Source organism: Streptomyces sp. NPDC048370 (assembly GCF_043200825.1).
Taxonomy (GTDB): Bacteria; Actinomycetota; Actinomycetes; order Streptomycetales; family Streptomycetaceae; genus Streptomyces.
Genome location: NZ_JBICYI010000014.1, coordinates 128,444 through 151,892, shown reverse-complemented (window position 1 = coordinate 151,892; position 23,449 = coordinate 128,444). Strand labels below are relative to the sequence as shown.

23 protein-coding genes are annotated in these 23,449 nt (G+C 71.3%); 20 read left to right on the top strand and 3 right to left on the bottom strand.

Features of this window, described 5'->3' with window-relative positions; all coding sequences use genetic code 11:
- Positions 1 to 58: 58 nt before the first annotated feature.
- Positions 59 to 1,531 (bottom strand): cytosine permease, encoded by a 1,473-nt coding sequence (locus ACGFYP_RS27320; RefSeq protein ID WP_393498746.1) that lies wholly within the window; start codon positions 1,529 to 1,531, stop codon positions 59 to 61.
- 85 nt (positions 1,532 to 1,616) lie between these two features.
- On the opposite strand from ACGFYP_RS27320, the gene ftsY reads away from it, so the two are divergent.
- Positions 1,617 to 2,843, top strand: a complete 1,227-nt coding sequence (ftsY, locus tag ACGFYP_RS27315) for a signal recognition particle-docking protein FtsY (protein ID WP_361959005.1) — start codon at positions 1,617 to 1,619, stop codon at positions 2,841 to 2,843.
- Positions 2,844 to 2,908: 65 nt separating this feature from the next.
- Here ftsY and ACGFYP_RS27310 read toward each other — a convergent pair whose 3' ends face one another.
- Positions 2,909 to 3,562 carry a bifunctional DNA primase/polymerase gene (locus ACGFYP_RS27310; RefSeq protein WP_361959002.1) on the bottom strand — a complete coding sequence of 218 codons (654 nt, stop codon included), beginning with the start codon at positions 3,560 to 3,562 and terminating at the stop codon, positions 2,909 to 2,911.
- 416 nt (positions 3,563 to 3,978) lie between these two features.
- Between ACGFYP_RS27310 and ACGFYP_RS27305 the strand changes: the two genes are divergently transcribed.
- From ACGFYP_RS27305 to ftsH, 6 genes are all read left to right on the top strand, one after another.
- Positions 3,979 to 5,454, top strand: a complete 1,476-nt coding sequence (locus ACGFYP_RS27305; RefSeq protein ID WP_393498740.1) for a hypothetical protein — start codon at positions 3,979 to 3,981, stop codon at positions 5,452 to 5,454.
- A gap of 400 nt (positions 5,455 to 5,854) precedes the next feature.
- On the top strand, positions 5,855 to 7,201 hold the full coding sequence (locus ACGFYP_RS27300; RefSeq protein WP_393498737.1) for an ammonium transporter: 1,347 nt from the start codon (positions 5,855 to 5,857) through the stop codon (positions 7,199 to 7,201).
- Positions 7,198 to 7,536 (top strand): P-II family nitrogen regulator, encoded by a 339-nt coding sequence (locus tag ACGFYP_RS27295; RefSeq protein WP_101390346.1) that lies wholly within the window; start codon positions 7,198 to 7,200, stop codon positions 7,534 to 7,536. The genes ACGFYP_RS27300 and ACGFYP_RS27295 overlap by 4 nt, the downstream gene beginning before the upstream one ends.
- A 27-nt stretch (positions 7,537 to 7,563) precedes the next feature.
- Entirely contained in the window at positions 7,564 to 10,059 is a 2,496-nt protein-coding gene (locus ACGFYP_RS27290; protein ID WP_393498732.1) for a [protein-PII] uridylyltransferase, read from the top strand.
- Between the two features lie 113 nt (positions 10,060 to 10,172).
- Positions 10,173 to 11,726, top strand: coding sequence for a signal recognition particle protein (gene ffh / locus ACGFYP_RS27285; protein ID WP_393498728.1), 1,554 nt, complete (start codon positions 10,173 to 10,175; stop codon positions 11,724 to 11,726).
- A 164-nt stretch (positions 11,727 to 11,890) separates the two neighbouring features.
- A complete protein-coding gene (gene ftsH / locus ACGFYP_RS27280; RefSeq protein ID WP_393498725.1) occupies positions 11,891 to 13,816 on the top strand; it encodes an ATP-dependent zinc metalloprotease FtsH in 1,926 nt (641 codons plus the stop codon).
- An 11-nt stretch (positions 13,817 to 13,827) separates the two neighbouring features.
- On the opposite strand, the gene ACGFYP_RS27275 is transcribed toward ftsH, so the two are convergent.
- Positions 13,828 to 14,574: a class I SAM-dependent methyltransferase gene (locus ACGFYP_RS27275; RefSeq protein WP_393498722.1), complete on the bottom strand. Its 747-nt coding sequence runs from the start codon at positions 14,572 to 14,574 to the stop codon at positions 13,828 to 13,830.
- A gap of 380 nt (positions 14,575 to 14,954) precedes the next feature.
- Here ACGFYP_RS27275 and ACGFYP_RS27270 point away from each other — a divergent pair, with 380 nt between their 5' ends.
- The 13 genes from ACGFYP_RS27270 to ACGFYP_RS27210 all read left to right on the top strand — a co-directional run bounded on the left by ACGFYP_RS27270 (position 14,955) and on the right by ACGFYP_RS27210 (position 23,449).
- Entirely contained in the window at positions 14,955 to 15,548 is a 594-nt protein-coding gene (locus ACGFYP_RS27270; protein ID WP_361958981.1) for a hypothetical protein, read from the top strand.
- Positions 15,549 to 15,728: 180 nt separating this feature from the next.
- A complete protein-coding gene (rpsP, locus tag ACGFYP_RS27265; protein WP_393498718.1) occupies positions 15,729 to 16,172 on the top strand; it encodes a 30S ribosomal protein S16 in 444 nt (147 codons plus the stop codon).
- A 2-nt stretch (positions 16,173 to 16,174) separates the two neighbouring features.
- Entirely contained in the window at positions 16,175 to 16,414 is a 240-nt protein-coding gene (locus ACGFYP_RS27260; RefSeq protein WP_005311361.1) for an RNA-binding protein, read from the top strand.
- 84 nt (positions 16,415 to 16,498) lie between these two features.
- Positions 16,499 to 17,044 carry a ribosome maturation factor RimM gene (gene rimM, locus ACGFYP_RS27255; RefSeq protein ID WP_393498713.1) on the top strand — a complete coding sequence of 182 codons (546 nt, stop codon included), beginning with the start codon at positions 16,499 to 16,501 and terminating at the stop codon, positions 17,042 to 17,044.
- On the top strand, positions 17,044 to 17,865 hold the full coding sequence (trmD, locus tag ACGFYP_RS27250; RefSeq protein WP_361958973.1) for a tRNA (guanosine(37)-N1)-methyltransferase TrmD: 822 nt from the start codon (positions 17,044 to 17,046) through the stop codon (positions 17,863 to 17,865). Before rimM ends, trmD begins: the two co-directional genes overlap by 1 nt.
- 129 nt (positions 17,866 to 17,994) lie before the next feature.
- Complete coding sequence (gene rplS / locus ACGFYP_RS27245; protein ID WP_393498709.1) at positions 17,995 to 18,345, top strand: 50S ribosomal protein L19; 351 nt, start codon at positions 17,995 to 17,997, stop codon at positions 18,343 to 18,345.
- A gap of 71 nt (positions 18,346 to 18,416) precedes the next feature.
- The gene (lepB, locus tag ACGFYP_RS27240) at positions 18,417 to 19,265 is read left to right on the top strand and encodes a signal peptidase I (RefSeq protein WP_393498706.1); all 849 of its coding nucleotides are present in this window, start codon (positions 18,417 to 18,419) and stop codon (positions 19,263 to 19,265) included.
- A complete protein-coding gene (gene lepB / locus ACGFYP_RS27235) occupies positions 19,258 to 20,349 on the top strand; it encodes a signal peptidase I (RefSeq protein WP_393498703.1) in 1,092 nt (363 codons plus the stop codon). The genes lepB (ACGFYP_RS27240) and lepB (ACGFYP_RS27235) overlap by 8 nt, the downstream gene beginning before the upstream one ends.
- Positions 20,231 to 21,199 carry a signal peptidase I gene (gene lepB / locus ACGFYP_RS27230; protein WP_393498699.1) on the top strand — a complete coding sequence of 323 codons (969 nt, stop codon included), beginning with the start codon at positions 20,231 to 20,233 and terminating at the stop codon, positions 21,197 to 21,199. Before lepB (ACGFYP_RS27235) ends, lepB (ACGFYP_RS27230) begins: the two co-directional genes overlap by 119 nt.
- A 63-nt stretch (positions 21,200 to 21,262) precedes the next feature.
- Positions 21,263 to 22,015 (top strand): signal peptidase I, encoded by a 753-nt coding sequence (gene lepB, locus ACGFYP_RS27225; RefSeq protein WP_393498696.1) that lies wholly within the window; start codon positions 21,263 to 21,265, stop codon positions 22,013 to 22,015.
- 122 nt (positions 22,016 to 22,137) lie between these two features.
- Entirely contained in the window at positions 22,138 to 22,614 is a 477-nt protein-coding gene (locus ACGFYP_RS27220) for an NUDIX hydrolase (protein WP_393498884.1), read from the top strand.
- Between the two features lie 55 nt (positions 22,615 to 22,669).
- Positions 22,670 to 22,978, top strand: a complete 309-nt coding sequence (locus tag ACGFYP_RS27215; protein ID WP_005311352.1) for a DUF2469 domain-containing protein — start codon at positions 22,670 to 22,672, stop codon at positions 22,976 to 22,978.
- 105 nt (positions 22,979 to 23,083) lie between these two features.
- Entirely contained in the window at positions 23,084 to 23,449 is a 366-nt protein-coding gene (locus tag ACGFYP_RS27210) for a YraN family protein (RefSeq protein ID WP_393498692.1), read from the top strand.

Sequence of the window (23,449 nt, the reverse complement as noted above, 5' to 3'; positions counted from 1 at the left end):
TGGGAAGTCGGCGAAGGGGGACGGTATCTGACGTGACGTCAGATGAGAACGGGGTGCGTCAGACGGAAACCGACCCGCGGGCCTCGACGGGCTCCGCGGAGGGCTGCGCGCGGTCCCGCGGCAGCACGGCGTACAGCACGCCCGCCACCACGATCGTCGCGCCCCAGCCGAGCCCGTTCTCGCCGATCCAGGAGGAGGCGAGCGGACCGGAGAACCAGTCGACCTTCGTGAACAGCAGCCCCACCACGAGCGCCACCGCCCACGCCGTCATGGCCTGCCAGGCGAAGCCGCCCCGGTACCAGTACGCGCTGGTCCGCGTGGTGTCCATCAGGGCCACACCGTCGTACGACCTGCGGCGCAGCATGTCGACGCCGAAGACGCCGATCCACGCCGAGAACGCCACCGCGAGGAGCGTCAGGAAGGAGATGAACGAGCCGATGAAGCTGGTCGCCACCACCATCAGGAGGAAGCCGAAGACCAGGCTGATCACGGCGTTCACGCTGACCGCCGCCGCACGCGAGACCTTGATGCCGAGCGTCTGCGCCGTGAACCCGGCCGAGTACATCGACATCGAGTTGATCAGCAGCATCCCGATCAGCGCGATGAGCAGGTACGGCACGGAGATCCAGGCCGGCAGCAGCTCGCCGATGAACGACACCGGGTCCTGCGCCGAGGCGAGGTCCGGGGTGGCCACCGCCATCACCGCGCCCATCAGGACCATCGGCAGCACGACGATCCCCGCGCCGCCGATCGTGGTGCCGACCATCGCCTTCGAGGAGGCCGTACGCGGCAGATAGCGGGTGAAGTCCGGGCCGGAGGGGACCCAGCTGATGCCGCCCGCCGCGATGGTGCCGATGCCCGCGATCATCATCGCCGTCGAACCGGCCGGCTTGTCGAAGACCGCCGACCAGTCGGTGTTGGCCACCAGATGGACGAGCACGAGGACCGAGAAGGCACCGAAGAGGTACGTCGACCACTTGCTGCACACCCGCAGGGCGTTGATGCCGAGACCGGACACCAGGAAGGTGCAGGCCACGAAGAGCAGCAGCGTGATGACGATCAGCGCGGTGTTCGACTCGATCCCGAAGAGCAGGTCGAGCACGGTCAGGACGGCGTACGCGCCGGTGACCGCGTTGATCGTCTCCCAGCCCCAACGGGCCACCCAGATCAGCGAGCCCGGGAAGAGGTTGCCGCGCTGACCGAAGACCGCCCGCGACAGGGCCATGCCGGGGGAGCCACCGCGCTTTCCGGCGATCGATATCAGGCCGACGATCCCGTACGAGAGGATCGGCGCCGCCGTCGCGACGACGAGCACCTGCCAGAAGTTCAGGCCGTTGAAGACGATCAGTCCCGCGCCCATCGTGAGCAAGAGCACACTGATGTTGGCGGCGACCCAGGTCGGAAACAGCTCGCGGACGTGGCCGGTGCGCTCGGCGTCGGGGACGGGTTCGAGACCGCGGGTCTCGACGGCGCCTTCGCTCTCCGCGCTGTTCACGGGGCTCGCGGGGGCTGTTTCGGCGGCAGGGGGCATGGCGGTACTCCGTGCGGGGTGTGGGGGACCCACCCAGCGTACGTGCTCTTCCAACCGTCCCCGCGTGGCCGATACTGGACGCGTTATGGAACTCATTCTTGCTGTAGTCATCGCCCTGGTCGTCGCCGTCGCCGTGACCAGCGGGCTCGTGATCAGCGGCCGCAAGAAGAAGCAGCTGCCACCGCCCGAGGCACCGTCCACCACGCCGACCATCACCGCTCCGCCCGCCGAGCCGCACGTCGGCGACGAGGCGGAGACACCGCGGGAAGAACCACGCCGCACCATCGAGGAGGTCGACCTCCCGACCGCGGAGGAGGCCGTCGAGGCCCCGGCCGCCGTCGAGGACCCGGTCGTCGCCGAGGCGCCCGCGATCGAGATCGAGGTGCCCGAGCCGACCGCCGGCCGCCTCGTCCGGCTCCGCGCCCGCCTTGCCCGCTCCCAGAACTCCCTCGGCAAGGGGCTCCTCGCCCTGCTCTCCCGGGACAACCTCGACGAGGACACCTGGGAGGAGATCGAGGAGACCCTCCTCACCGCCGACGTCGGCGTCGCCCCGACCCAGGAGCTGGTCGAGCGGCTGCGCGAGCGCGTCCGGGTCCTCGGCACCCGCACCCCCGAGGAGCTGCGCGGCCTGCTGCGCGAGGAGCTCATCACCCTCCTCGGCCCCGACCTCGACCGCGCCGTGAAGACCGAGAGCGACCCGGGCACCCCGGGCGTCGTCATGGTTGTCGGCGTCAACGGCACCGGCAAGACCACGACCACGGGCAAGCTGGCCCGCGTCCTGGTCGCCGACGGCCGCTCCGTCGTCCTCGGCGCAGCCGACACCTTCCGGGCCGCGGCCGCCGACCAGCTCCAGACCTGGGGCGAGCGCGTCGGCGCGCGGACCGTGCGAGGCCCCGAGGGCGGCGACCCGGCGTCGATCGCCTTCGACGCCGTCAAGGAGGGCATCGCGGAGGGCGCCGACGTCGTCCTCATCGACACCGCCGGCCGACTGCACACCAAGACCGGCCTCATGGACGAGCTCGGCAAGGTCAAGCGGGTCGTCGAGAAGCACGGCCCGCTGGACGAGGTCCTGCTCGTCCTCGACGCCACCACCGGCCAGAACGGCCTGGTCCAGGCGCGCGTCTTCGCCGAGGTCGTGGACATCACCGGCATCGTGCTCACCAAGCTCGACGGCACGGCCAAGGGCGGCATCGTCATCGCCGTCCAGCGCGAGCTGGGCGTCCCGGTCAAGCTGATCGGCCTGGGCGAAGGCCCGGACGACCTGGCCCCCTTCGAGCCGGGCGCCTTCGTCGACGCGCTGATCGGCGACTGAGTCGCACGGACATCCGCGAAGGGCCCCGCCGGTCTCGGCGGGGCTCTTCACGTGTCAGGCGTCCCTCAGAAGTGCGTGCGGTGGCAGATGTACGCGAGCGTCCCCAGGAGCAGCCTCGCCTGCGGCGGCGCGCCCGCCGTGTCCAGCGTCGGCGGCCGCAGCCAGCGGACAGGGCCGAGGCCCCCGAGGTCCGACGGCGGCGCCGTCACGTGCGCGCCAGGACCCAGGCCCCGCAGGTCCAGATCGGCGTCGTCCCAGCCCATCCGGTACAGCAGCTGCGGCAGCTCCGCCGCCGCGCCCGGCGCCACGAAGAACTGCGCCCGTCCCGTCGGCGTCGCGCAGACCGGGCCCAGCGGCAGGCCCATGCGCTCCAGGCGGACCAGGGCCCGCCGCCCCGCCGGCTCGGCGACCTCGATCACGTCGAAGGACCGGCCCACCGGCAGCAGCAGCGCCGCGCCCGGGTACTCGGCCCACGCCTTGGTCGCGTCGTCCAGGCCCGCGCCGGCCGGAACCGGCTCGGCGAACGAGAGCGGATGCGCCCCCGGAGCCGTACAGGACGCGTCTCCGCAGGAACACCGGCCGGAGACGGCCCGCGCGCCGGGGACCACGTCCCAGCCCCACAGCCCTGTGTACTCGGCCACCGCTGTGCACTCCGTGGTGCGGACGCGGCGACGTGAGCCGGACCGCATCTCACGAATGCCGCCGATCGTGAAGCCCATGCCCCCTCCAACGGGTCGGACGCGCCGGTGGTTACGACCCGGATCCCCACTGTCACGCTCCGTCGCCGGGGGTGGCGCGCGGACGCCGGCGAGGTGGTGCGGACCGTGGCGCGCGCCTGCTCGCGCTCCGGTCCGCCGATCCTGGTTCGTCGCATGTCAAGTGAATCGTGTTCAGCGGCAGGCGAGTTCATTCGATGGGGTGGCGAATGGTGGCGTTTCTTGAATCCGCGTCGCCAGATGGGTGATCGTAGGATTACTTTCGGTGCTCGAACCCTGGAGTCCTTGCGCGCGTGGGTATGCCGGGGGCAACCCGCTTTCCTGTTCGAAGGAGTGGAAGCCCCGGACGGACGCCGCAAGACACGGCATTCTGATAGGGGTTCGCGTAACAGAGTCTCGACGTGGATGGGGGCGTTCCTGTGAGCGGCAACGGCGCAGACGGTACGACTACCGGCAAGCGCCCGAACGAGCAGCTGAGCTCGTGGTTCGTGCGGAGCGGCTGGTCGAAGGGCGAACTGGCACGCCAAGTGAACCGCAGAGCACGCCAGATGGGCGCGCACCACATCTCCACGGACACCTCGCGCGTGCGCCGCTGGCTGGACGGCGAGCAGCCGCGCGAGCCCATCCCCCGGATCCTCTCCGAGCTGTTCTCCGAACGGTTCGGCTCGGTCGTCGCCGTCGAGGACCTCGGACTGCGCACGGCCCACCAGGCGCCGTCCGTCTCCGGTGTCGACCTGCCCTGGGCCGGTCCCCAGACCGTCGCCCTGCTCAGCGAGTTCTCCCGCAGCGACCTCATGCTCGCCCGCCGGGGCTTCCTCGGCACCTCCCTCGCGCTCGCCGCGGGACCCTCCCTCATCGAGCCCATGCAGCGCTGGCTCGTCCCCACCCCGGCGGGCGAGCCCGCCCCGCCCGAGCCGATCCCCGCCGGCCACCGCCCCGGCAAGCTCTCCGCGATCGAGCTCGACCTCCTCGAATCCACCACGGCGATGTTCCGCCAGTGGGACGCCCAGTGCGGCGGCGGACTGCGCCGCAAGGCCGTCGTCGGCCAGCTCCACGAGGTCACCGACCTCCTCCAGGAGCCGCAGCCGGCCGCCACCGCCCAGCGCCTCTTCCGCTGCGCGGCCGAACTGGCCGAACTGGCCGGGTGGATGAGCTACGACGTGGGCCTGCAGCCCACCGCCCAGAAGTACTTCGTCCTCGCCCTGCACGCCGCGAAGGAGGCCGGGGACAAGCCCCTCGGCTCGTACATCCTGTCCTCGATGAGCCGCCAGATGATCCACCTCGGCCGGCCCGACGACGCCCTCGAACTCATCCACCTCGCGCAGTACGGCAGTCGCGACTGCGCCACCCCGCGCACCCAGGCCATGCTGTATGCGATGGAGGCCCGCGCCTACGCCAACATGGGCCAGCCCTCCAAGTGCAAGCGGGCCGTGCGGATGGCCGAGGACACCTTCGCCGACGTCGGCCTCGACGGCGAGCCCGAGCCCGACTGGATCCGCTTCTTCTCCGAGGCCGAGCTCAACGGCGAGAACTCGCACTCCTACCGCGACCTGGCCTACGTCGCCGGGCGCTCCCCGACGTACGCCTCGCTCGCCGAGCCCGTCATGGAGCGGGCCGTCTCCCTCTTCGAGAAGGACACCGAGCACCAGCGTTCGTACGCACTCAACCTGATCGGCATGGCCACCGTGCACCTCCTCAAGCGGGAGCCCGAGCAGTCGGCCGTCCTGGTCGAGAAGGCGCTCGGCGTCGCCAGGAGCGTCCGCTCCGAGCGGGTGAACACCCGGCTGCGCAAGACCGTCGACACCGCCGCCCGCGACTTCCGCGACGTCGCCGAGGTCGTCCAGCTCACCGACCGGCTCACCGCTCTGCTGCCCGAGACGGCCGAGGCCGTCTGACCCCACCGGCCCGTTCCCGGCGGGCCCCGCGTACTCCGGCCGCGACAGCGTTCCCGTACTGCCCGACTCGGCTCCCCCGCCGCCAGGACACAGGGACCGTCGCGGCCGGTCCCTTTTTGCGCCTGATCCGGCGCCCGCTCTCGCGGATGTGGCTGATCGCCGTCGTGGTTGCTCAGTCGCTGGTCGCGGTTGTGGGACGGTACCCCCGTTACATGTCCGTGACCCTGGGGTTCACAGCGGCGTAACACGCCCCACCCCTTCGTCACTGCGGCGAAACATCGTGCGGCATCGACGGAAACGGCGCTGCGCCAACCTCTGGCGCATAACCGGCCACCCCTCACGGCCAAGCCACCTCCCGGCCCCGCCCCCGCACAGGCCGTACGACGACGAGGAGACGCCGATGGCACCAGCCATCACGACCCTGGCCGCAGACGCCCCCGAGCTGTCTGCCGCCAACACCGGGTTCATGCTCATCTGCTCCGCCCTGGTCATGCTGATGACCCCGGCACTCGCCTTCTTCTACGGAGGCATGGTCCGCGTCAAGTCCACCCTGAACATGCTGATGATGAGCTTCATCAGCCTCGGGATCGTCACGATCCTGTGGGTGCTCTACGGCTTCAGCCTCGCCTTCGGCACCGACTCCGGATCGATCATCGGCTGGTCCTCCGAGTACGTCGGCCTCAGCGGCATCGGCGTCACCGAGCTGTGGGACGGCTACACCATCCCGGTGTACGTCTTCGCCGTCTTCCAGCTGATGTTCGCGATCCTGACCCCCGCCCTGATCAGCGGCGCGCTCGCCGACCGGGTCAAGTTCACCGCCTGGGCCCTCTTCATCGCCCTCTGGGTCACCGTCGTCTACTTCCCGGTCGCGCACTGGGTCTGGGGCGCCGGCGGCTGGCTCTTCGAGATGGGCGTCATCGACTTCGCCGGCGGCACGGCCGTCCACATCAACGCCGGTGCCGCCGCCCTCGGCGTCATCCTCGTCATCGGCAAGCGCGTCGGCTTCAAGAAGGACCCGATGCGCCCGCACAGCCTCCCGCTGGTGATGCTCGGCGCCGGTCTGCTCTGGTTCGGCTGGTTCGGCTTCAACGCCGGCTCGTGGCTCGGCAACGACGACGGCGTCGGCGCGGTCATGTTCGTCAACACGCAGGTCGCCACCGCCGCCGCCATGCTCGCCTGGCTCGGCTACGAGAAGCTCCGCCACGGCTCCTTCACCACCCTGGGCGCCGCCTCCGGCGCCGTCGCGGGCCTCGTCGCCATCACCCCGTCCGGCGGCTCCTGCTCCCCGCTCGGCGCCATCGCCATCGGCGCGATCGCCGGTCTGCTCTGCGCCATGGCCGTCGGCCTGAAGTACAAGTTCGGCTACGACGACTCCCTCGACGTCATCGGCGTCCACCTCGTCGGCGGTGTCATCGGCTCCCTGCTGGTCGGCTTCTTCGCCACCGGCGGCGTCCAGTCCGACGCCAAGGGCCTCTTCTACGGCGGCGGTCTCGACCAGCTCGGCAAGCAGGCCATCGGCGTCGTCGCCGTCCTCGCCTACTCTCTGATCGCCTCCGCGATCCTCGCGCTGATCATCGACAAGACGATGGGCATGCGGGTCAGCGAGGACGACGAGATCTCCGGCATCGACCAGGTCGAGCACGCCGAGACCGCGTACGACTTCAGCGGAGCCGGCGGCGGCGCCTCCTCGCGCTCCACCGCCGCGCCCGTCCCGGCAGCTACGGAGACCAAGAAGGTGGACGCATGAAGCTCATCACCGCAGTCGTGAAGCCGCACCGTCTGGACGAGATCAAGGAGGCCCTCCAGGCCTTCGGAGTCCAGGGCCTCACGGTCACAGAGGCCAGCGGATACGGCCGCCAGCGCGGTCACACCGAGGTCTACCGCGGTGCCGAGTACACCGTCGACCTCGTCCCCAAGATCCGCATCGAGGTCCTCGTCGAGGACGACGACGCCGAACAGCTCATCGATGTCGTGGTCAAGGCGGCCCGAACCGGCAAGATCGGTGACGGCAAGGTGTGGAGCGTCCCGGTCGAGACCGCCGTACGGGTCCGCACCGGCGAACGCGGTCCGGACGCACTGTAAGCACGGAGCACGTTAAGGAGCTGCTGGGTGACGAGCGTCGACACGAGCACACGAGCGGAAGACTCGGGACCCAGCGGCTACGCGGCGGCCCGGCTGCGCCTTCTCACCGAGAAGGCCCAGTCCGGGCCGCCGCGCCGTGCCGCCCTGGCCCGGCTCACCGACGACTGGCTGACCGGCCTGTTCACCGCCGCCCGGCCGCCACGAGGGGTGGCGCTCGTCGCCGTCGGCGGCTACGGGCGCGGTGAACTCTCCCCGCGCAGCGACCTCGACCTGGTCCTGCTGCACGACGGCACCGCCGACGCGGGCACCGTCGCCACCCTCGCCGACCGGATCTGGTACCCGGTCTGGGACCTGGGCCTCGCCCTCGACCACTCCGTCCGCACCCCGGCCGAGGCCCTGAAGACGGCGGGGGACGACCTCAAGGTCCAGCTCGGCCTCCTCGACGCCCGGCCCGTCGCCGGCGACCTCGGACTCGTCGCCGGGCTGCGGACCGCGGTCCTCGCCGACTGGCGCAACCAGGCCCCGAAGCGCCTCCCCGAACTCGACGCCCTCTGCCGAGAGCGCGCCGAGCGGATGGGGGAGCTCCAGTTCCTCCTCGAACCCGACCTGAAGGAGGCCAGGGGAGGGCTCCGCGACGCCCAGGTCCTGCGCGCCGTCGCCGCCTCCTGGCTCGCCGACGCGCCCCGCGAAGGCCTGGACGGCGCCCGCCGCCGCCTCCTCGACGCCCGCGACGCGCTGCACCTCGCCACCGGACGGGCCACCGACCGGCTCGCCCTCCAGGAGCAGGACGCCGTCGCCGAGGAGCTCGGCCTCCTCGACGCCGACACCCTGCTGCGCGAGGTCTACGAAGCGGCGCGGATCATCTCGTACGCCGCCGACGTCACCTGGCGCGAGGTCAACCGGGTCCTGAAGGCCCGCTCCTCCCGGCCCCGGCTGCGCGGCCTCCTCGGCGGCCGCTCCGGCGCGAGCCGGACGGCGGGCGGACGCACGGCGGGCGGACGTACGGGCGGCGCCAAGCCGCCGATCGCACGCACCCCGCTCGCCGAGGGCGTCGTGGAGATGGACGGCGAGGTCGTCCTCGCCCTCAGCGCCAAACCCGACCGCGACCCCGTGCTCCCGCTGCGCGCCGCCGCCGCGGCCGCCCAGTCCGGCCTTCCGCTCTCCCTGCACGCCGTACGCCGCCTGGCCGCGGGCGCCGCGCCGCTGCCCGTGCCCTGGCCCGCAGAGGCGCGCGAACAGCTGGTCACCCTGCTCGGCGCCGGGGAGTCCACCGTGCCCGTCTGGGAGGCCCTGGAGGCCGAAGGGCTCGTCTCCCGGCTGCTGCCCGACTGGGAGCGCGTCCGCTGCCGCCCGCAGCGCAACCCCGTCCACACCTGGACCGTCGACCGGCACCTCGTCGAGACCGCCGTCCGCGCCTCCTCGCTCACCCGCCGCGTCGGCCGGCCCGACCTGCTGCTCGTCGCCGCCCTGCTGCACGACATCGGCAAGGGCTGGCCCGGCGACCACTCCGTGGCCGGGGAGACCATCGCCCGCGACGTCGCCGCCCGGATCGGCTTCGACCGCGCCGACGTGGCCGTCGTCGCCACCGTCGTCCGCCACCACCTGCTGCTCGTCGAGACGGCGACCCGGCGCGACCTGGACGACCCCGCGACCGTACGGTCCGTGGCCACCGCCGTCGGGACGCAGGGCGCGCTCGAACTGCTCCACGCCCTCACCGAGGCCGACGCGCTCGCCACCGGGCCCGCCGCCTGGTCCACCTGGCGGGCCTCGCTCGTCGCCGACCTCGTCAAGCGCGTCGGGGCCGTCCTCGCGGGCGAGCCCGCGGCGGAGCCGGAACCGGTCGCGCCCAGCGCGGAACAGGAACGCCTCGCGATCGAGGCGCTGCGCACCGGGGAGCCGGTCCTCGCCCTGCACACCCAGCCCGAGGCGGCCCCCGAGGACGGCACGCCCGAACCCGTCGGCGTCGAACTCCTCATCGCCCTGCCCGACCAGCCCGGCGTCCTGCCCGCCGCGGCCGGCGTCCTCGCCCTGCACCGCCTGACCGTGCGGGCCGCGGACCTGCGCGCCGTCGAGCTCCCCACCGAGCTCGGCCCCGCCGCCGTCCTGGTCCTGAACTGGCGCGTCGCCGCCGAGTACGGCTCCCTGCCCCAGGCCACCCGGCTCCGCGCCGACCTCGTACGGGCCCTCGACGGCGGCCTCGACATCCCCGCCCGCCTCGCCGAACGCGACGCCGCCTACCCGCGGCGGCGCGGCGTCACGGCCCCGCCACCCCGGGTCACCGTCGCCGCCGCCGGCTCCCGGCTCGCCACCGTCATCGAGGTCCGCGCCCAGGACGCCCCCGGCCTGCTGCACCGGATCGGCCGGGCCCTGGAGGGCGCCGAGGTCCGGGTCAGGAGCGCACACGTCTCCACCCTCGGCGCGAACGCCGTGGACACGCTGTACGTGACCCGCCCCGACGGCTCCCTCCTCTCCGACGAGGAGGCCTCCGACCTGGCGAAGGCGCTGGAGGGCGCACTGCGCTGAGAAGGCCGTGTTCCCGTCCGATTTCGACGGGCGGGGGCACGTACTTCGACCGGGCAGATACCCTTGAGGGCAATCCGTCCGCCTGCCCCCGACACCGAGGATCCGCGACCGCCGTGTTCGATACCCTCTCCGACCGCCTCGCAGCGACATTCAAGAACCTCCGGGGCAAGGGCCGCCTGTCCGAGGCGGACATCGACGCCACCGCGCGCGAGATCCGTATCGCCCTCCTCGAGGCGGACGTCGCCCTGCCCGTCGTCCGGGCGTTCATCAAGCAGGTCAAGGAGCGGGCCACCGGCGCCGAGGTCTCCCAGGCGCTGAACCCCGCCCAGCAGGTCATCAAGATCGTCAACGAGGAGCTCATCGGCATCCTCGGCGGCGAGACCCGGCGCCTGCGCTTCGCCAAGACCGCGCCGACCGTGATCATGCTCGCCGGTCTCCAGGGTGCCGGTAAGACCACCCTCGCCGGAAAGCTCGGCCTCTGGCTCAAGGGCCAGGGCCACTCCCCGCTGCTCGTCGCCTGTGACCTCCAGCGCCCCAACGCCGTCACCCAGCTCGGCGTCGTCGCCGAGCGCGCGGGCGTGGCGTTCTACGGCCCGCAGCCGGGCAACGGCGTCGGTGACCCGGTCCAGGTCGCGAAGGACTCGATCGAGTACGCGCGGACCAAGCTGTACGACGTCGTGATCGTCGACACCGCCGGCCGCCTCGGCATCGACCAGGAGCTGATGCAGCAGGCCGCGGACATCCGCGACGCCGTCAGCCCCGACGAGGTCCTCTTCGTCGTCGACGCCATGATCGGTCAGGACGCGGTCAACACCGCCGAGGCCTTCCGCGACGGCGTCGGCTTCGACGGTGTCGTGCTCTCCAAGCTCGACGGCGACGCCCGAGGCGGTGCCGCGCTCTCCATCGCGCACGTCACCGGCCGCCAGATCATGTTCGCCTCCAACGGCGAGAAGCTGGACGAGTTCGACGCGTTCCACCCGGACCGCATGGCGTCCCGCATCCTCGGCATGGGCGACATGCTCTCCCTGATCGAGAAGGCCGAGCAGACCTTCAGCCAGGAAGAGGCCGCCAAGATGGCCTCCAAGCTGGCGTCCAAGAAGGGGCAGGAGTTCACGCTCGACGACTTCCTGGCCCAGATGGAACAGGTCCGCAAGATGGGCTCCATCTCCAAGCTGCTCGGGATGCTCCCCGGCATGGCGCAGATGAAGGAGCAGATCAACAACATCGACGAGCGGGACGTCGACCGCACGGCCGCGATCATCAAGTCGATGACCCCGGGCGAGCGCCACGACCCGACCATCATCAACGGCTCGCGCCGCGCCCGTATCGCCAAGGGTTCCGGCGTCGAGGTCAGCGCGGTCAAGGGCCTCGTCGAGCGGTTCTTCGAGGCCCGCAAGATGATGTCCCGCATGGCCCAGGGCGGCGGGATGCCCGGCATGCCCGGTATCCCGGGCATGGGTGGCGGCCCCGGCCGGCAGAAGAAGCAGGTCAAGCAGGCCAAGGGCAAGCGCAAGAGCGGCAACCCGATGAAGCGCAAGGCCGAGGAGGAGGCCGCCCAGGCCCGCCGCGAGCAGGGCCAGCAGGGCGGCGCGTTCGGCCTCCCGGCGGCCGGCCAGGGCCCGGGCGACTTCGAGCTGCCGGACGAGTTCAAGAAGTTCATGGGCTGACAGCCCGGCCGGCCGTCGTGACCGACGGCCGCACGACGAGGGGCCCGAGGCGGTGCGAAACCGCCCCGGGCCCCTTTTCACTCCTCCGAGCCACCCGAAATGCCGGGATTGACGGTGCTTCCGATACTGAGGGCCGGGCCTGACGTCGGTATGAGGAGAGCAGCGTGCCCAACTCCGTACCCCCGCGCGACCGGACCGACCAGCCCTGGCGCTCGGAAGGGGCCCCGCCGCCACCGCCGGCGAAGAAGAAGATGCCCGGCGGCTGGGGCGGCCTCATCCTCACCGCCCTGATCGTCTACCTGATCGCCAACCTCGTGCTGTCGTTCTTCAACCGGGGCGACGAGCCGACGATCTCGTACACCGAGTTCAGCAAGCAGGTGAACGCCGGCAACGTCACCAAGATCTACTCCAAGGGCGACGCCATCCAGGGCGAGCTGAAGAACAAGCAACCCCTGCCCAACGGAGACAAGGGCGACTACAGCAAGTTCGTCACCCAGCGGCCCGCCTTCGCCGACGACAAGCTCTGGTCCGAGCTGACCTCGAAGGGCGTCACCGTCACCGCCGAGCCCGTCGTCCAGGAGCGCAGCTTCCTCGCCAACCTGCTGATCTCGCTCGCGCCGATGCTGCTGCTCGTCGTGCTCTGGATCTTCATCGCCCGCCGGATGAGCTCGGGGATGGGCGGCGCCGGCGGCATGCTCGGCCGCAAGGCCCCGCCCAAACCCGTCGAGCTGGAGGCGGGGGAGAAGCGCACCACCTTCCAGGACGTGGCCGGCATCGACGAGGTCGAGGGCGAACTCAACGACGTCGTCGACTTCCTGAAGAACCCCGCCGCCTACCGCGAGATGGGCGCCAAGATGCCGCGCGGCGTACTGCTCGCCGGACCGCCGGGAACCGGCAAGACCCTGCTCGCGCGGGCGGTCGCAGGCGAGGCGGGGGTGCCGTTCTTCTCGGCCTCGGCCTCGGAGTTCATCGAGATGATCGTCGGCGTCGGCGCCTCGCGGGTACGGGAGCTGTTCGCCGAGGCCCGCAAGGTGGCCCCGGCGATCATCTTCATCGACGAGATCGACACCATCGGCCGGGCGCGCGGCGGGGGCTCGGGCATGGGGGGCCACGACGAGCGCGAGCAGACGCTCAACCAGATCCTGACCGAGATGGACGGCTTCACCGGCTCCGAGGGCGTCATCGTCCTCGCCGCCACCAACCGCGCCGACGTCCTCGACCCGGCGCTGACCCGGCCCGGCCGCTTCGACCGGATCGTGCACGTGAACCCGCCCGACCGCGGGGGCCGCGAGGCGATCCTCAGGATCCACACCCGTGACATCCCGCTCGCCCAGGACGTCGACCTGCTCCAGGTGGCGCGTACGACCCCGGGGATGACCGGCGCCGAACTGGCCAACCTCGCCAACGAGGCCGCCCTCCTCGCCGTGAAGCGGCAGCAGAAGGCGGTCACCCAGTCCGATCTGTCCGACGCCCTGGAGAAGGTCCAGCTCGGCGCGGAGCGGCCCCTGGTGATGCCGGAGGAGGAGCGGCGCCGCACCGCGTACCACGAGAGCGGCCACGCCCTGCTCGGCATGCTCCAGCCGGGCGCAGACCCGGTCCGCAAGATCACCATCGTCCCGCGCGGCCGGGCCCTCGGCGTCACGCTCTCGACCCCGGACGCCGACAGGTACGCCTACACCGAGGAGTACCTGCGCGGCCGGATCATCGGCGCCCTCGGCGGCATGGCCGCCGAACAGGTCGTCTTCGGCGTCATCACCACCGGCGCCGAGAGCGACCTGGAGCAGGTCACCAACATCGCGCGCGGCATGGCGGGCCGCTGGGGCATGAGCGAGCGCGTCGGCCGTCTCACGGCCATCCCGAGCGACGCCCAGCAGGCGTACGGACTCTCCGCGGCCCCCGCGACCCTCGACATGGTCGCGGAGGAGATGCGCCGCATCGTCGACGAGTGCTACGAGAGCGCGGTCCGCCAACTCCGCGAGAACCGCGACAAGCTCGACGCCCTGGCCGCGGCCCTCCTGGCCAACGAGACCCTGGAGGAGGACGCGGCGTACCGCGCGGCGGGCATCACCCGCCTGACGAAGGAGAGCTAGGGACTGTCCGGCTACGGCACCCGGGCGATCAGGTACCGGAAGACGTTCGGCATCCAGACCGTCCCGTCCCGACGGACGAACGGATCCAGCGCCTCCGCGATCTCCTTCTCGACCTGGGACGGGTCCGTCGCCCGGACCGCCGCGTCGAAGTCGCCCGTCGACAACAGCCCACGCACCGCACTGTCCTGGTCCGCGTAACCGAACGGGCACGACACCCGGCCCGAACCGTCCGGCTTCAGGCCGGCCCGCGCGACGACCTCCTCCAGGTCGTCACGGAGCGCCGGGCGCCAGCCCGTCAGCCGGGCGGCGACCCGCAGCACCGACGCCGTCGCGCACCGCTCGGGCGGCCCCCATCCGGCGAGCACGACAGTCGTGCCCGGTTGGGCCAGGGGAGTGACGGCAGCCAGTTCCCGGCCGAGCTCCGCCGAGGCGTGGAAGGCCGTGATCACGTCGTACGGAGAGGGGCCGCCCACGGCCGCCGCGGCCTCGCCCTCCACCACCGCGTGCCCCGCCCCCTCCGGCATCCGGTCACGGGCCAGCTCCACGCGCGCGTGGTCCCGGTCCACGCCGGTCACCCGCGCCCCCCGCGAGGCCGCCATCAACAACGCGAGCCCCGAACCGCAGCCGAGCCCCAGGACCCGGGAGCCGGGGCCCACCTCAAGTCGGTCGTACACGGCCTCGTAGAGCGGTACGAGCATGCGTTCCTGGATCTCGGCCCAGTCGCGCGCGGGGTGGTGCGGGACGAGCGTAGGTGTCATGGAAAGCGCCCCAATCAGTGCCTGGTCGACAGCCCCCGTGTACATGCGCCCGCATCCCCCCGTATGTCAGGGAACTGCCGATCCGTGCCCGCGTCCAGTGCTCGCGCCGGACCACTTCCCCGTCCGGGTGGGGCCGGTGCGCCTCCTTGACGGATGACCCGGTACTGTCCCTGCATCGACCCCCCGGGCGCGTACGGTCTCCCTACGCGCGGGGGCGTATGCGCCGCTACGCACCACCTTGCCGCGAGCTGTGCGACTTCTCCGTACATCTGCGCACTGACCCTCGTCCGGACGCATCAACGGCAACTGACGGGTAAGTGCAAAATATTTGGGATGCCCCGGAATGGAACCCGGGGGCGCGTCGGCTCGTTGTACGCGACGTGAGCACGACACCCCCTGTTCTCGCCGCAGAGCTGGCACAGGCGTGGGCCGACATTCAGCGGCACCACCCCGAACTGCCGGATCTTGCCGCGCCCGAGTCCCTGATCGGAGAGTCCTCGTCCGCCTGCGGCGCCGAACTCTCCTTCGAACGACTGCTCCACGAGGCAGTCCACGGCATCGCCGCCGCCCGAGGAGTCCGCGACACCTCACGCGCCGGCCGCTACCACAACCGCAGATTCCTGGCGATCGCCGAGGAGATGGGCCTGGACCACCCCGAGGAACCGCACGCCAGCAGCGGCTTCTCCCTGGTCACGCTCAACCCCGAGGCGAAGCGGCGGTACCGGCCCACGATGGAGCGGCTCCAGCGCGCCCTCAAGGCCCACACCGTCGCGACGGCCGCCGACACCAAGCGTTCCTTCCGCGGGCCCGCCGCCCGTCACGGCTCCTCCGGCGGCGGCGTGCGCGTGAAGGCCGTCTGCGACTGCGGCCGGAACGTGCGCGTGGTGCCCTCCGTGCTCGCCCAGGCGCCCATCGTCTGCGGCGGCTGCGGCAAGCCCTTCCGCATCCCGGAGACCGTGGGCGCGGCGGGCTGATCCCCGACCCGGCCGGGTCGGGGGCCGCCACGGGCGTGTGGCACAATGGCTAGCTGTACTCGACAGTCGCATAGGACCCCTCTCTCCTCCGGCTGACGCGTCCATCGGGCACCCGAGTACCGCAACCCCACGTGGCATCTCATGTGCCCAACCACGTCAAGACCAGGAGACACCACTCCAGTGGCAGTCAAGATCAAGCTCAAGCGCCTCGGCAAGATTCGCCAGCCGCACTACCGCATCGTCGTCGCCGACGCCCGTACCCGTCGGGACGGTCGCGCGATCGAAGAGATCGGTATCTACCACCCCACGTACAACCCGTCGAAGATCGAGGTCGACGGTGAGCGCGCGCAGTACTGGCTGTCCGTCGGCGCCCAGCCGACCGAGGCCGTGCTCGCCATCCTGAAGCTCACCGGTGACTGGCAGGCGCACAAGGGCCTCCCGGCCCCCGCGCCGCTGCTGCAGCCGGCGACGAAGGAAGACAAGCGCGCCTCCTTCGACGTCTTCGCGAAGACCCTCGAGGGTGACGACGCCAAGGGTGAGGCCATCACCCCGAAGGCGAAGAAGGCCGACAAGAAGGCGGACGAGGCCGAGGCGGCCGCGTCCACCGAGTCGACCGAGGCCTGAGCATGCTCGAGGAGGCTCTCGAGCACCTCGTGAAGGGCATCGTCGACAACCCCGACGACGTGCAGGTCGCCTCGCGCAACCTGCGTCGCGGACGCGTGCTGGAGGTCCGGGTCCACCCCGACGACCTCGGCAAGGTGATCGGCCGCAACGGCCGCACCGCGCGTGCACTGCGTACCGTCGTGGGCGCCATCGGCGGCCGTGGCATCCGGGTCGACCTCGTCGACGTGGACCAGGTCCGCTGAGCAAGTTGGACACACCGGCACGGGCCGGGGAGGGCCTTCGGGTCCGCCCCGGCCCGTCGTCGTCGGACAAGAGAGAATGAAGACGTGCAGCTGGTAGTCGCGCGGGTCGGCCGCGCCCACGGCATCAAGGGCGAGGTCTCCGTCGAGGTACGGACGGACGAGCCCGAGCTGAGGCTCAGTCCGGGAGCGGTCCTGCTCACCGACCCGGCCTCCACGGGCCCCCTGACCATCGAGACCGGGCGCGTGCACAGCGGCCGCCTGCTGCTCCGCTTCGAGGGAGTGCGCGACCGCAACGCGGCCGAGGCGCTCCGTAACACCCTCCTCATCGCCGAGGTCGACCCCGACGAACTGCCGGCGGAGGAGGACGAGTACTACGACCACCAGCTCATGGACCTGGACGTGGTACTCACGGACGGCACCGAGGTCGGCCGGATCACCGAGATCTCGCACCTGCCGTCCCAGGACCTCTTCATCGTCGAGCGGCCCGACGGCACCGAGCTGATGATCCCGTTCGTCGAGGACATCGTCACCGAGATCGACCTGGAGCAGCAGCGGGCCGTCATCGACCCGCCGCCCGGTCTCATCGACGACCGCGCCGAGATCGCCTCCTCCCGCGAGGAAGAGTCCTGATGCGGCTCGACGTCGTCACGATCTTCCCCGAGTACCTGGAGCCGCTGAACGTCTCCCTGGTCGGCAAGGCACGCGCGCGTGGACAGCTCGACGTCCACGTCCACGACCTGCGGGAGTGGACCTACGACCGGCACAACACGGTCGACGACACCCCCTACGGCGGCGGCCCCGGCATGGTCATGAAGACCGAGCCCTGGGGCGACGCCCTCGACCAGACCCTCGCCGACGGCTTCGAGGCGGGCGCCCACGGTCCCGTCCTCGTCGTCCCCACGCCGAGCGGACGCCCCTTCACCCAGGAACTGGCCGTCGAGCTCTCCGAGCGCCCCTGGCTGATCTTCACGCCCGCCCGCTACGAGGGCATCGACCGCCGCGTCATGGACGAGTACGCCACCCGGATGCCGGTCTACGAGGTCTCCATCGGCGACTACGTCCTTGCCGGCGGGGAGGCCGCCGTCCTGGTCGTCACCGAGGCCGTGGCGCGGCTGCTGCCCGGCGTCCTCGGCAACGCCGAGTCCCACCGCGACGACTCCTTCGCGCCCGGCGCCATGGCCAACCTGCTCGAGGGTCCCGTCTACACCAAGCCCCCCGAGTGGCGTGGCCGGACCATCCCCGACGTACTCGTCAGCGGGCACCACGGGAAGATCGCCCGCTGGCGCCGCGACGAGGCCTTCCGGCGTACGGCACTGAACCGGCCCGACCTGATCGAGCGCTGCGACCCCGCCGCCTTCGACAAGAAGGACCGGGAGATCCTCTCGATGATGGGCTGGGCCCCCGAGCCCGGCGGCCGATTTTGGCGCAGGCCCGAGGCCGTGGAAGAATAGGCCGCTGTTGTGTGTCCGGCGAGCGCCCCTGCCACAGGGGGACGACGCCCGCCCGGTGCGCACGACGCTCCATCTCCTTTTCGAACGTTCCGCTGATGACCTGTGGCATCAGCGAGGAAAGAGACCACCATGGCCTCCCTGCTCGACACGGTCAACGCGGCTTCGCTCCGCTCCGACCTCCCCGCCTTCCGCCCCGGCGACACCGTGAACGTCCACGTGCGCGTCATCGAAGGCAACCGCTCCCGTATCCAGCAGTTCAAGGGCGTCGTCATCCGCCGCCAGGGTTCGGGCGTCAGCGAGACCTTCACGGTCCGCAAGGTCTCGTTCTCCGTCGGCGTCGAGCGCACCTTCCCGGTGAACAGCCCGATCTTCGAGAAGATCGAGCTCGTCAGCCGCGGTGACGTCCGTCGCGCCAAGCTCTACTACCTGCGTGAGCTGCGCGGCAAGGCTGCCAAGATCAAGGAGAAGCGCGACCGCTGAGCTCCGGCTCACCGATCGCGCGGGGCTTCGGAGCACTGACTCCCAGGGTGGCCGGATAGGCTCTGCCCCCGATGGACACCGAAGCACAGCACACGGAGCGCGACCGCTCCTCCGAGACGGAGGAGCGGTCGCGCTCCGCGCGTATATCCGGGCCCGACGGGCAGCCGGCCGAGCCCGCGGGCGGGTCCCTGGGTCCGCCGCCGGCGGAGCCCGAGGAGGGCGACGAGCGCTCCGGGATCGCCGACCGCTTCGGCTGGTCCTGGCGGCGCACCGGGGGCATCGGCGCCCTCTGCGTCGTCTTCGTGCTGCTCCTGAGCCACTTCGTGCTGCAGCCGTTCCTGATCCCCAGCAGCTCCATGGAGCCGACGCTCCAGGTCGGGGACCGGATCCTGGTGAACAAGCTGGCGTACCGTTTCGGCGACCAGCCACGCCGAGGGGACGTCGTCGTCTTCGACGGCACCGGCTCCTTCGTCCGGCAGGCCCCCGAGGAGAACCCGGTCACCGGGCTCCTACACGGCGCGGCGGCCGCCCTCGGGCTCGCCGAACCCGCCGAGACCGACTTCGTGAAGCGGGTCGTGGGCGTCGGCGGCGACCGCGTCGTCTGCTGCGACAAGAACGGCCGACTCACCGTCAACGGCGTGCCCGTCGAGGAGTGGTACGTCCAGCTGGGTGACGCGCCCTCGAAGGTTCCTTTCGACATCGTCGTACCGCAGGGCACCCTGTGGGTGATGGGCGACCACCGCAGCCAGTCCAGCGACTCCCGCGACCACCTCGGACAGCCGGGCGGCGGCATGGTGCCCGTCGAGCGGGTGATCGGGCGCGCGGACTGGATCGGCTGGCCCTTCGGCCGCTGGGCGGGGGTGCCCGAGACCGGCGCCTTCGATGCCGTACCGTCCCCCGCGGCAGGCGGCCATGGGTAACCGGGGCAGGGCCGGCGGGCACCGTGCCGACACACGGCTGCCCACCGGCACACGGCCCACGGAAGGCGGCCGTCCGCTGCCCGGGCGGGCGGAGCGACGCAGGCTCGCCCGCAAGGTCAAGCGCAGGCGCCGGCGCTCGGCGATCAAGGAGATCCCGCTCCTGATCACCGTCGCCGTGCTGATCGCGCTCGTCCTGAAGACCTTCCTGGTGCAGGCGTTCGTCATCCCGTCCGGCTCGATGGAGCAGACGATCCGGATCGACGACCGGGTCGTGGTCGACAAGCTCACGCCCTGGTTCGGCGCCACGCCCGCGCGCGGTGACGTCGTCGTCTTCAAGGACCCGGGCAACTGGCTGCAGGACGCCGCGCCGCCCGCCGACGACCCCGTCGGGGTCAAGCAGATCAAGCAGGCCCTGACCTTCATCGGACTGCTGCCGTCGGCCGACGACCAGGACCTGATCAAGCGGGTGGTGGCGGTCGGGGGCGACACCGTCGCCTGCTGCGGCAAGGACGGGCGGATCACGGTCAACGGCGTGCCGTTGGAGGAACCGTATCTGCACCCGGGGAACGAACCCTCGAAGATCAAGTTCAATGTGAAGGTGCCCGAAGGCCGCATCTTCGTCCTGGGTGACCACCGCTCGGACTCCGCCGACTCGCGCTACCACCTGGACGAGAAGGACCGGGGGACGATCTCCGTGGACGATGTCGTCGGCCGTGCGGTCGGCATCGTCTGGCCGGTGGGGCACTGGCGCCGCCTGGAGGAACCGGACACCTTCGCGGCCGTACCGGACGGTCGTTCGGGCGCTGTGTCCGCGGACGGCGTGTCGCATAGTGTGTCCTCGCGGAATCTGAACGGATTGCCCTGGCTCCCGACTCCTGCGGAACTCCCGCTCGTTATGGGAGTGGTGGGCCTGTCCCTGTTCTGGGGCAGGCATGTGCACGGACTGAGGAGTGGATGTGGGGGATGTGGCCGTCGGCGCACGATCCGGACACGACGAGCCCGAGGAGAGGCCCGAGCAGCTCGCCGAGTCGTCGGTGGCCATGAGGGAAGACTCCGCCGGCGGGCGGGACGCCGACCCTGCTGACGGCTCCGACGACTCGGACGGCGCCGGTGACAGCGGGCAGGGCGACGAGGCCGGTCAGGCCGACGGTGCGCCGAAGAAGCCGCGTTCCTTCTGGAAGGAACTGCCGCTGCTGATCGGCATCGCCCTGGTGCTCGCCCTGGTGATCAAGACCTTCCTCGTGCAGGCGTTCTCGATCCCCTCGGACTCGATGATGAACACGCTGCAGCGCGGCGACCGGGTCCTGGTCGACAAGCTGACCCCGTGGTTCGGCTCCGAGCCGGAGCGCGGCGAGGTCGTCGTCTTCCACGACCCGGGCGGCTGGCTGGAGGGCGAGCCCACCCCGGACCCGAACGTGCTCCAGGAGTTCCTCTCCTTCATCGGCCTGATGCCGTCGGCCGAGGAGAAGGACCTGATCAAGCGGGTCATCGCGGTGGGTGGCGACACGGTCTCCTGCAAGGAGGGCGGCAAGGTCATCCTGAACGGCAAGGCGCTGGACGAGACCTCGTACATCTACCCCGGCTCCTCGCCCTGCGGTGACAAGCCCTTCGGGCCGCTCACCGTCCCCAAGGACAGCATCTGGGTGATGGGCGACAACCGCCAGAACTCGCTGGACTCCCGTTACCACCAGAACCTGGCGGGCGGCGGCACGGTCCCCAACGACAAGGTCGTCGGGCGCGCGGTCTTCGTGGCCTGGCCGGTCACCCGCTGGGCGACGCTGCCCGTGCCGGAGACCTTCGACCAGCCGGGGCTGAACAAGGCCCTGGCGGTGGCACCGGGCGCGGCCGGTCTGGCGGGCGTCGGACTGGTGGCCGCGCTGCCGCTCGTCCTCCGGCGCAGGAAGAGGCTCGCCGCTCGGCATACCGCCGAGTAGTGACGCGCGGGTAGGGTGCCGTCCCAGATCGTCGAACCGACCTTCGAGGTGGGGAGCGCTGGGATGGCCGGAACCATACGTACGGAAGGCGGCCGCGGCCGCCTCGGCAGTGTTCTGTCGGGGCTGGCCGTGGCCGTCGGCTGTGTGCTCTTCCTCGGCGGCTTCGTCGTGGGCGCCGTGCTGTACCAGCCCTACACCGTGCCCAGCGACTCGATGACCCCGGCCCTTGCCGTCGGGTCCAAGGTCCTCGCCGAACGGATCGACGGCGACGAGGTGCGGCGCGGCGACATCGTGATCTTCAACGACCCGCTCTGGGGCGACATGCCCATGGTGAAGCGGGTCGTCGGCGTCGGCGGCGACACGGTGGCCTGCTGCGACAAGGACGGGCGGCTCACGATCGACGGCAAGGCGATCGTCGAGCCGTACACGCGGCCCGGCGCCCCCGCCTCGGGGCAGGAGTTCTCGGCGACCGTGCCCGACGGGAAGCTCTTCCTCCTCGGCGACGAGCGGCACAACTCCCTGGACTCCCGGACACACCTGGAGGAGGCCGGGCAGGGCTCCGTGCCGCGCTCGGCGGTCACCGCCCGGGTCGACGCCGTGGCCTGGCCCGACGTGGACCTCGTGGAGCGTCCTGCGGGCTTCGCGGCACTGCCGGGCGGTCTCTCGGCCCCCGGGCCCGTGGCGCCGCTCTTCTACGCGATCGTCGGCGGGTGTGTACTGATCCTGGGCGGCGCGGCGTACGGGCCGGTGGCACGGCTCGCGGGCCGCAGGCCGGGAGGCCGCCGGCCGACAGGGAGAGAGACGGTGGACGCGTGACGGGTACGGCGACGGGTGGCGCGGGTACGGCGGACGGTGCGGGCTCGGTGGACGGCGCGGGCGCCTCTGCGTCCGGGGGTGCGGCCCGTGCTGCGGGCTCGGAGGAACCCTTCGGGTCGGAGCTGCGTCGGGTGGCCCGGGTCGTGCTGCTCGATCCCGACGACCGCATCCTCCTCATGCACGGCTACGAGCCCGACGACCCGGCCACGACCTGGTGGTTCACGCCCGGGGGTGGCCTGGAGGGCGACGAGACCCGCGAACAGGCGGCCCTGCGCGAGCTGGCCGAGGAGACCGGGATCACGGAGGTCGAACTCGGACCGGTCCTGTGGCGGCGGATGTGCTCCTTCCCGTTCGACGGGCGGCGCTGGGACCAGGACGAGTGGTACTACCTGGCACGAACCAGTCAGACCGTGACCGCCCCCGGCGGCCTCACCGAGCTGGAGGAACGCAGTGTCGCGGGGCTGAGGTGGTGGACCTCCGCCGAACTGTCGGCGGCGCGTGAGACGGTGTACCCGACCAGACTCGCCGAGCTGCTGCACAGGCTGCTCGACGAGGGACCGCCGAGTGCGCCGCTGGTGCTCGCCCCGGAAATCGCTTAACGGTGCGAGCGGCTGGCGCACAATAGGTGGACGCACGGCTGAAGGGGAACATGCCATGAGCGCCGAGGACCTCGAGAAGTACGAGACCGAGATGGAGCTGAAGCTCTACCGGGAGTACCGCGATGTCGTCGGGCTGTTCAAATACGTGATCGAGACCGAGCGTCGCTTCTACCTCACCAACGACTACGAGATGCAGGTGCACTCGGTCCAGGGCGAGGTGTTCTTCGAGGTGTCCATGGCCGACGCCTGGGTCTGGGACATGTATCGGCCGGCCAGGTTCGTGAAGCAGGTCCGGGTGCTCACCTTCAAGGACGTGAACATCGAGGAGCTCAACAAGAGCGACCTGGAGCTTCCCGGCAGTTGAAACCACCCGCAGGGGTGACGGGGTTCTCCACAGGCCGGGGGTTGTCCACCGGCCCGCACACGGAACGTCGCGAAGCGTCACAGTCGGTGCCGGAGGTGGTACCGAATGAACGCAACGAGCGCCCTCGGTCAGTACGGAGAACAGCTGGCGGTCCGCAGGCTCACGGCGGCCGGGATGGTCATCCTCGCGCGGAACTGGCGCTGCGGACGGACCGGAGAGATCGACATCGTCGCCCGGGACGGGGACACCGTCGTCGTCTGCGAGGTGAAGACCCGGCGTGACGGTGCCTTCGAGCACCCCATGGCCGCCGTCACCCCCGTCAAGGCCGACCGACTCAAACGCCTCGCGGCCTGCTGGCTCGACCGCCACGGCGGATCACCACCCGACGGCGGCGTCCGCATCGACCTCGTCGGAGTCGTCCTGCCCCGGCGAGGCGCCCCGGTCGTCACCCACGCACAGGGGGTGGCCTGA

Coding starts and splice junctions, on each gene's coding strand:
- ACGFYP_RS27275 (WP_393498722.1), bottom strand. CDS start 14,574: ATGACACCTACGCTCGTCCCGCACCACCCCGCGCGCGACTGGGCCGAG.
- lepB (WP_393498703.1), top strand. CDS start 19,258: ATGGGTAACCGGGGCAGGGCCGGCGGGCACCGTGCCGACACACGGCTG.
- lepB (WP_393498696.1), top strand. CDS start 21,263: ATGGCCGGAACCATACGTACGGAAGGCGGCCGCGGCCGCCTCGGCAGT.
- ACGFYP_RS27310 (WP_361959002.1), bottom strand. CDS start 3,562: ATGGGCTTCACGATCGGCGGCATTCGTGAGATGCGGTCCGGCTCACGT.
- trmD (WP_361958973.1), top strand. CDS start 17,044: ATGCGGCTCGACGTCGTCACGATCTTCCCCGAGTACCTGGAGCCGCTG.
- ACGFYP_RS27210 (WP_393498692.1), top strand. CDS start 23,084: ATGAACGCAACGAGCGCCCTCGGTCAGTACGGAGAACAGCTGGCGGTC.
- ftsY (WP_361959005.1), top strand. CDS start 1,617: ATGGAACTCATTCTTGCTGTAGTCATCGCCCTGGTCGTCGCCGTCGCC.
- ACGFYP_RS27320 (WP_393498746.1), bottom strand. CDS start 1,531: ATGCCCCCTGCCGCCGAAACAGCCCCCGCGAGCCCCGTGAACAGCGCG.
- ACGFYP_RS27260 (WP_005311361.1), top strand. CDS start 16,175: ATGCTCGAGGAGGCTCTCGAGCACCTCGTGAAGGGCATCGTCGACAAC.
- lepB (WP_393498706.1), top strand. CDS start 18,417: ATGGACACCGAAGCACAGCACACGGAGCGCGACCGCTCCTCCGAGACG.
- ACGFYP_RS27215 (WP_005311352.1), top strand. CDS start 22,670: ATGAGCGCCGAGGACCTCGAGAAGTACGAGACCGAGATGGAGCTGAAG.
- ACGFYP_RS27300 (WP_393498737.1), top strand. CDS start 5,855: ATGGCACCAGCCATCACGACCCTGGCCGCAGACGCCCCCGAGCTGTCT.
- ACGFYP_RS27295 (WP_101390346.1), top strand. CDS start 7,198: ATGAAGCTCATCACCGCAGTCGTGAAGCCGCACCGTCTGGACGAGATC.
- rplS (WP_393498709.1), top strand. CDS start 17,995: ATGGCCTCCCTGCTCGACACGGTCAACGCGGCTTCGCTCCGCTCCGAC.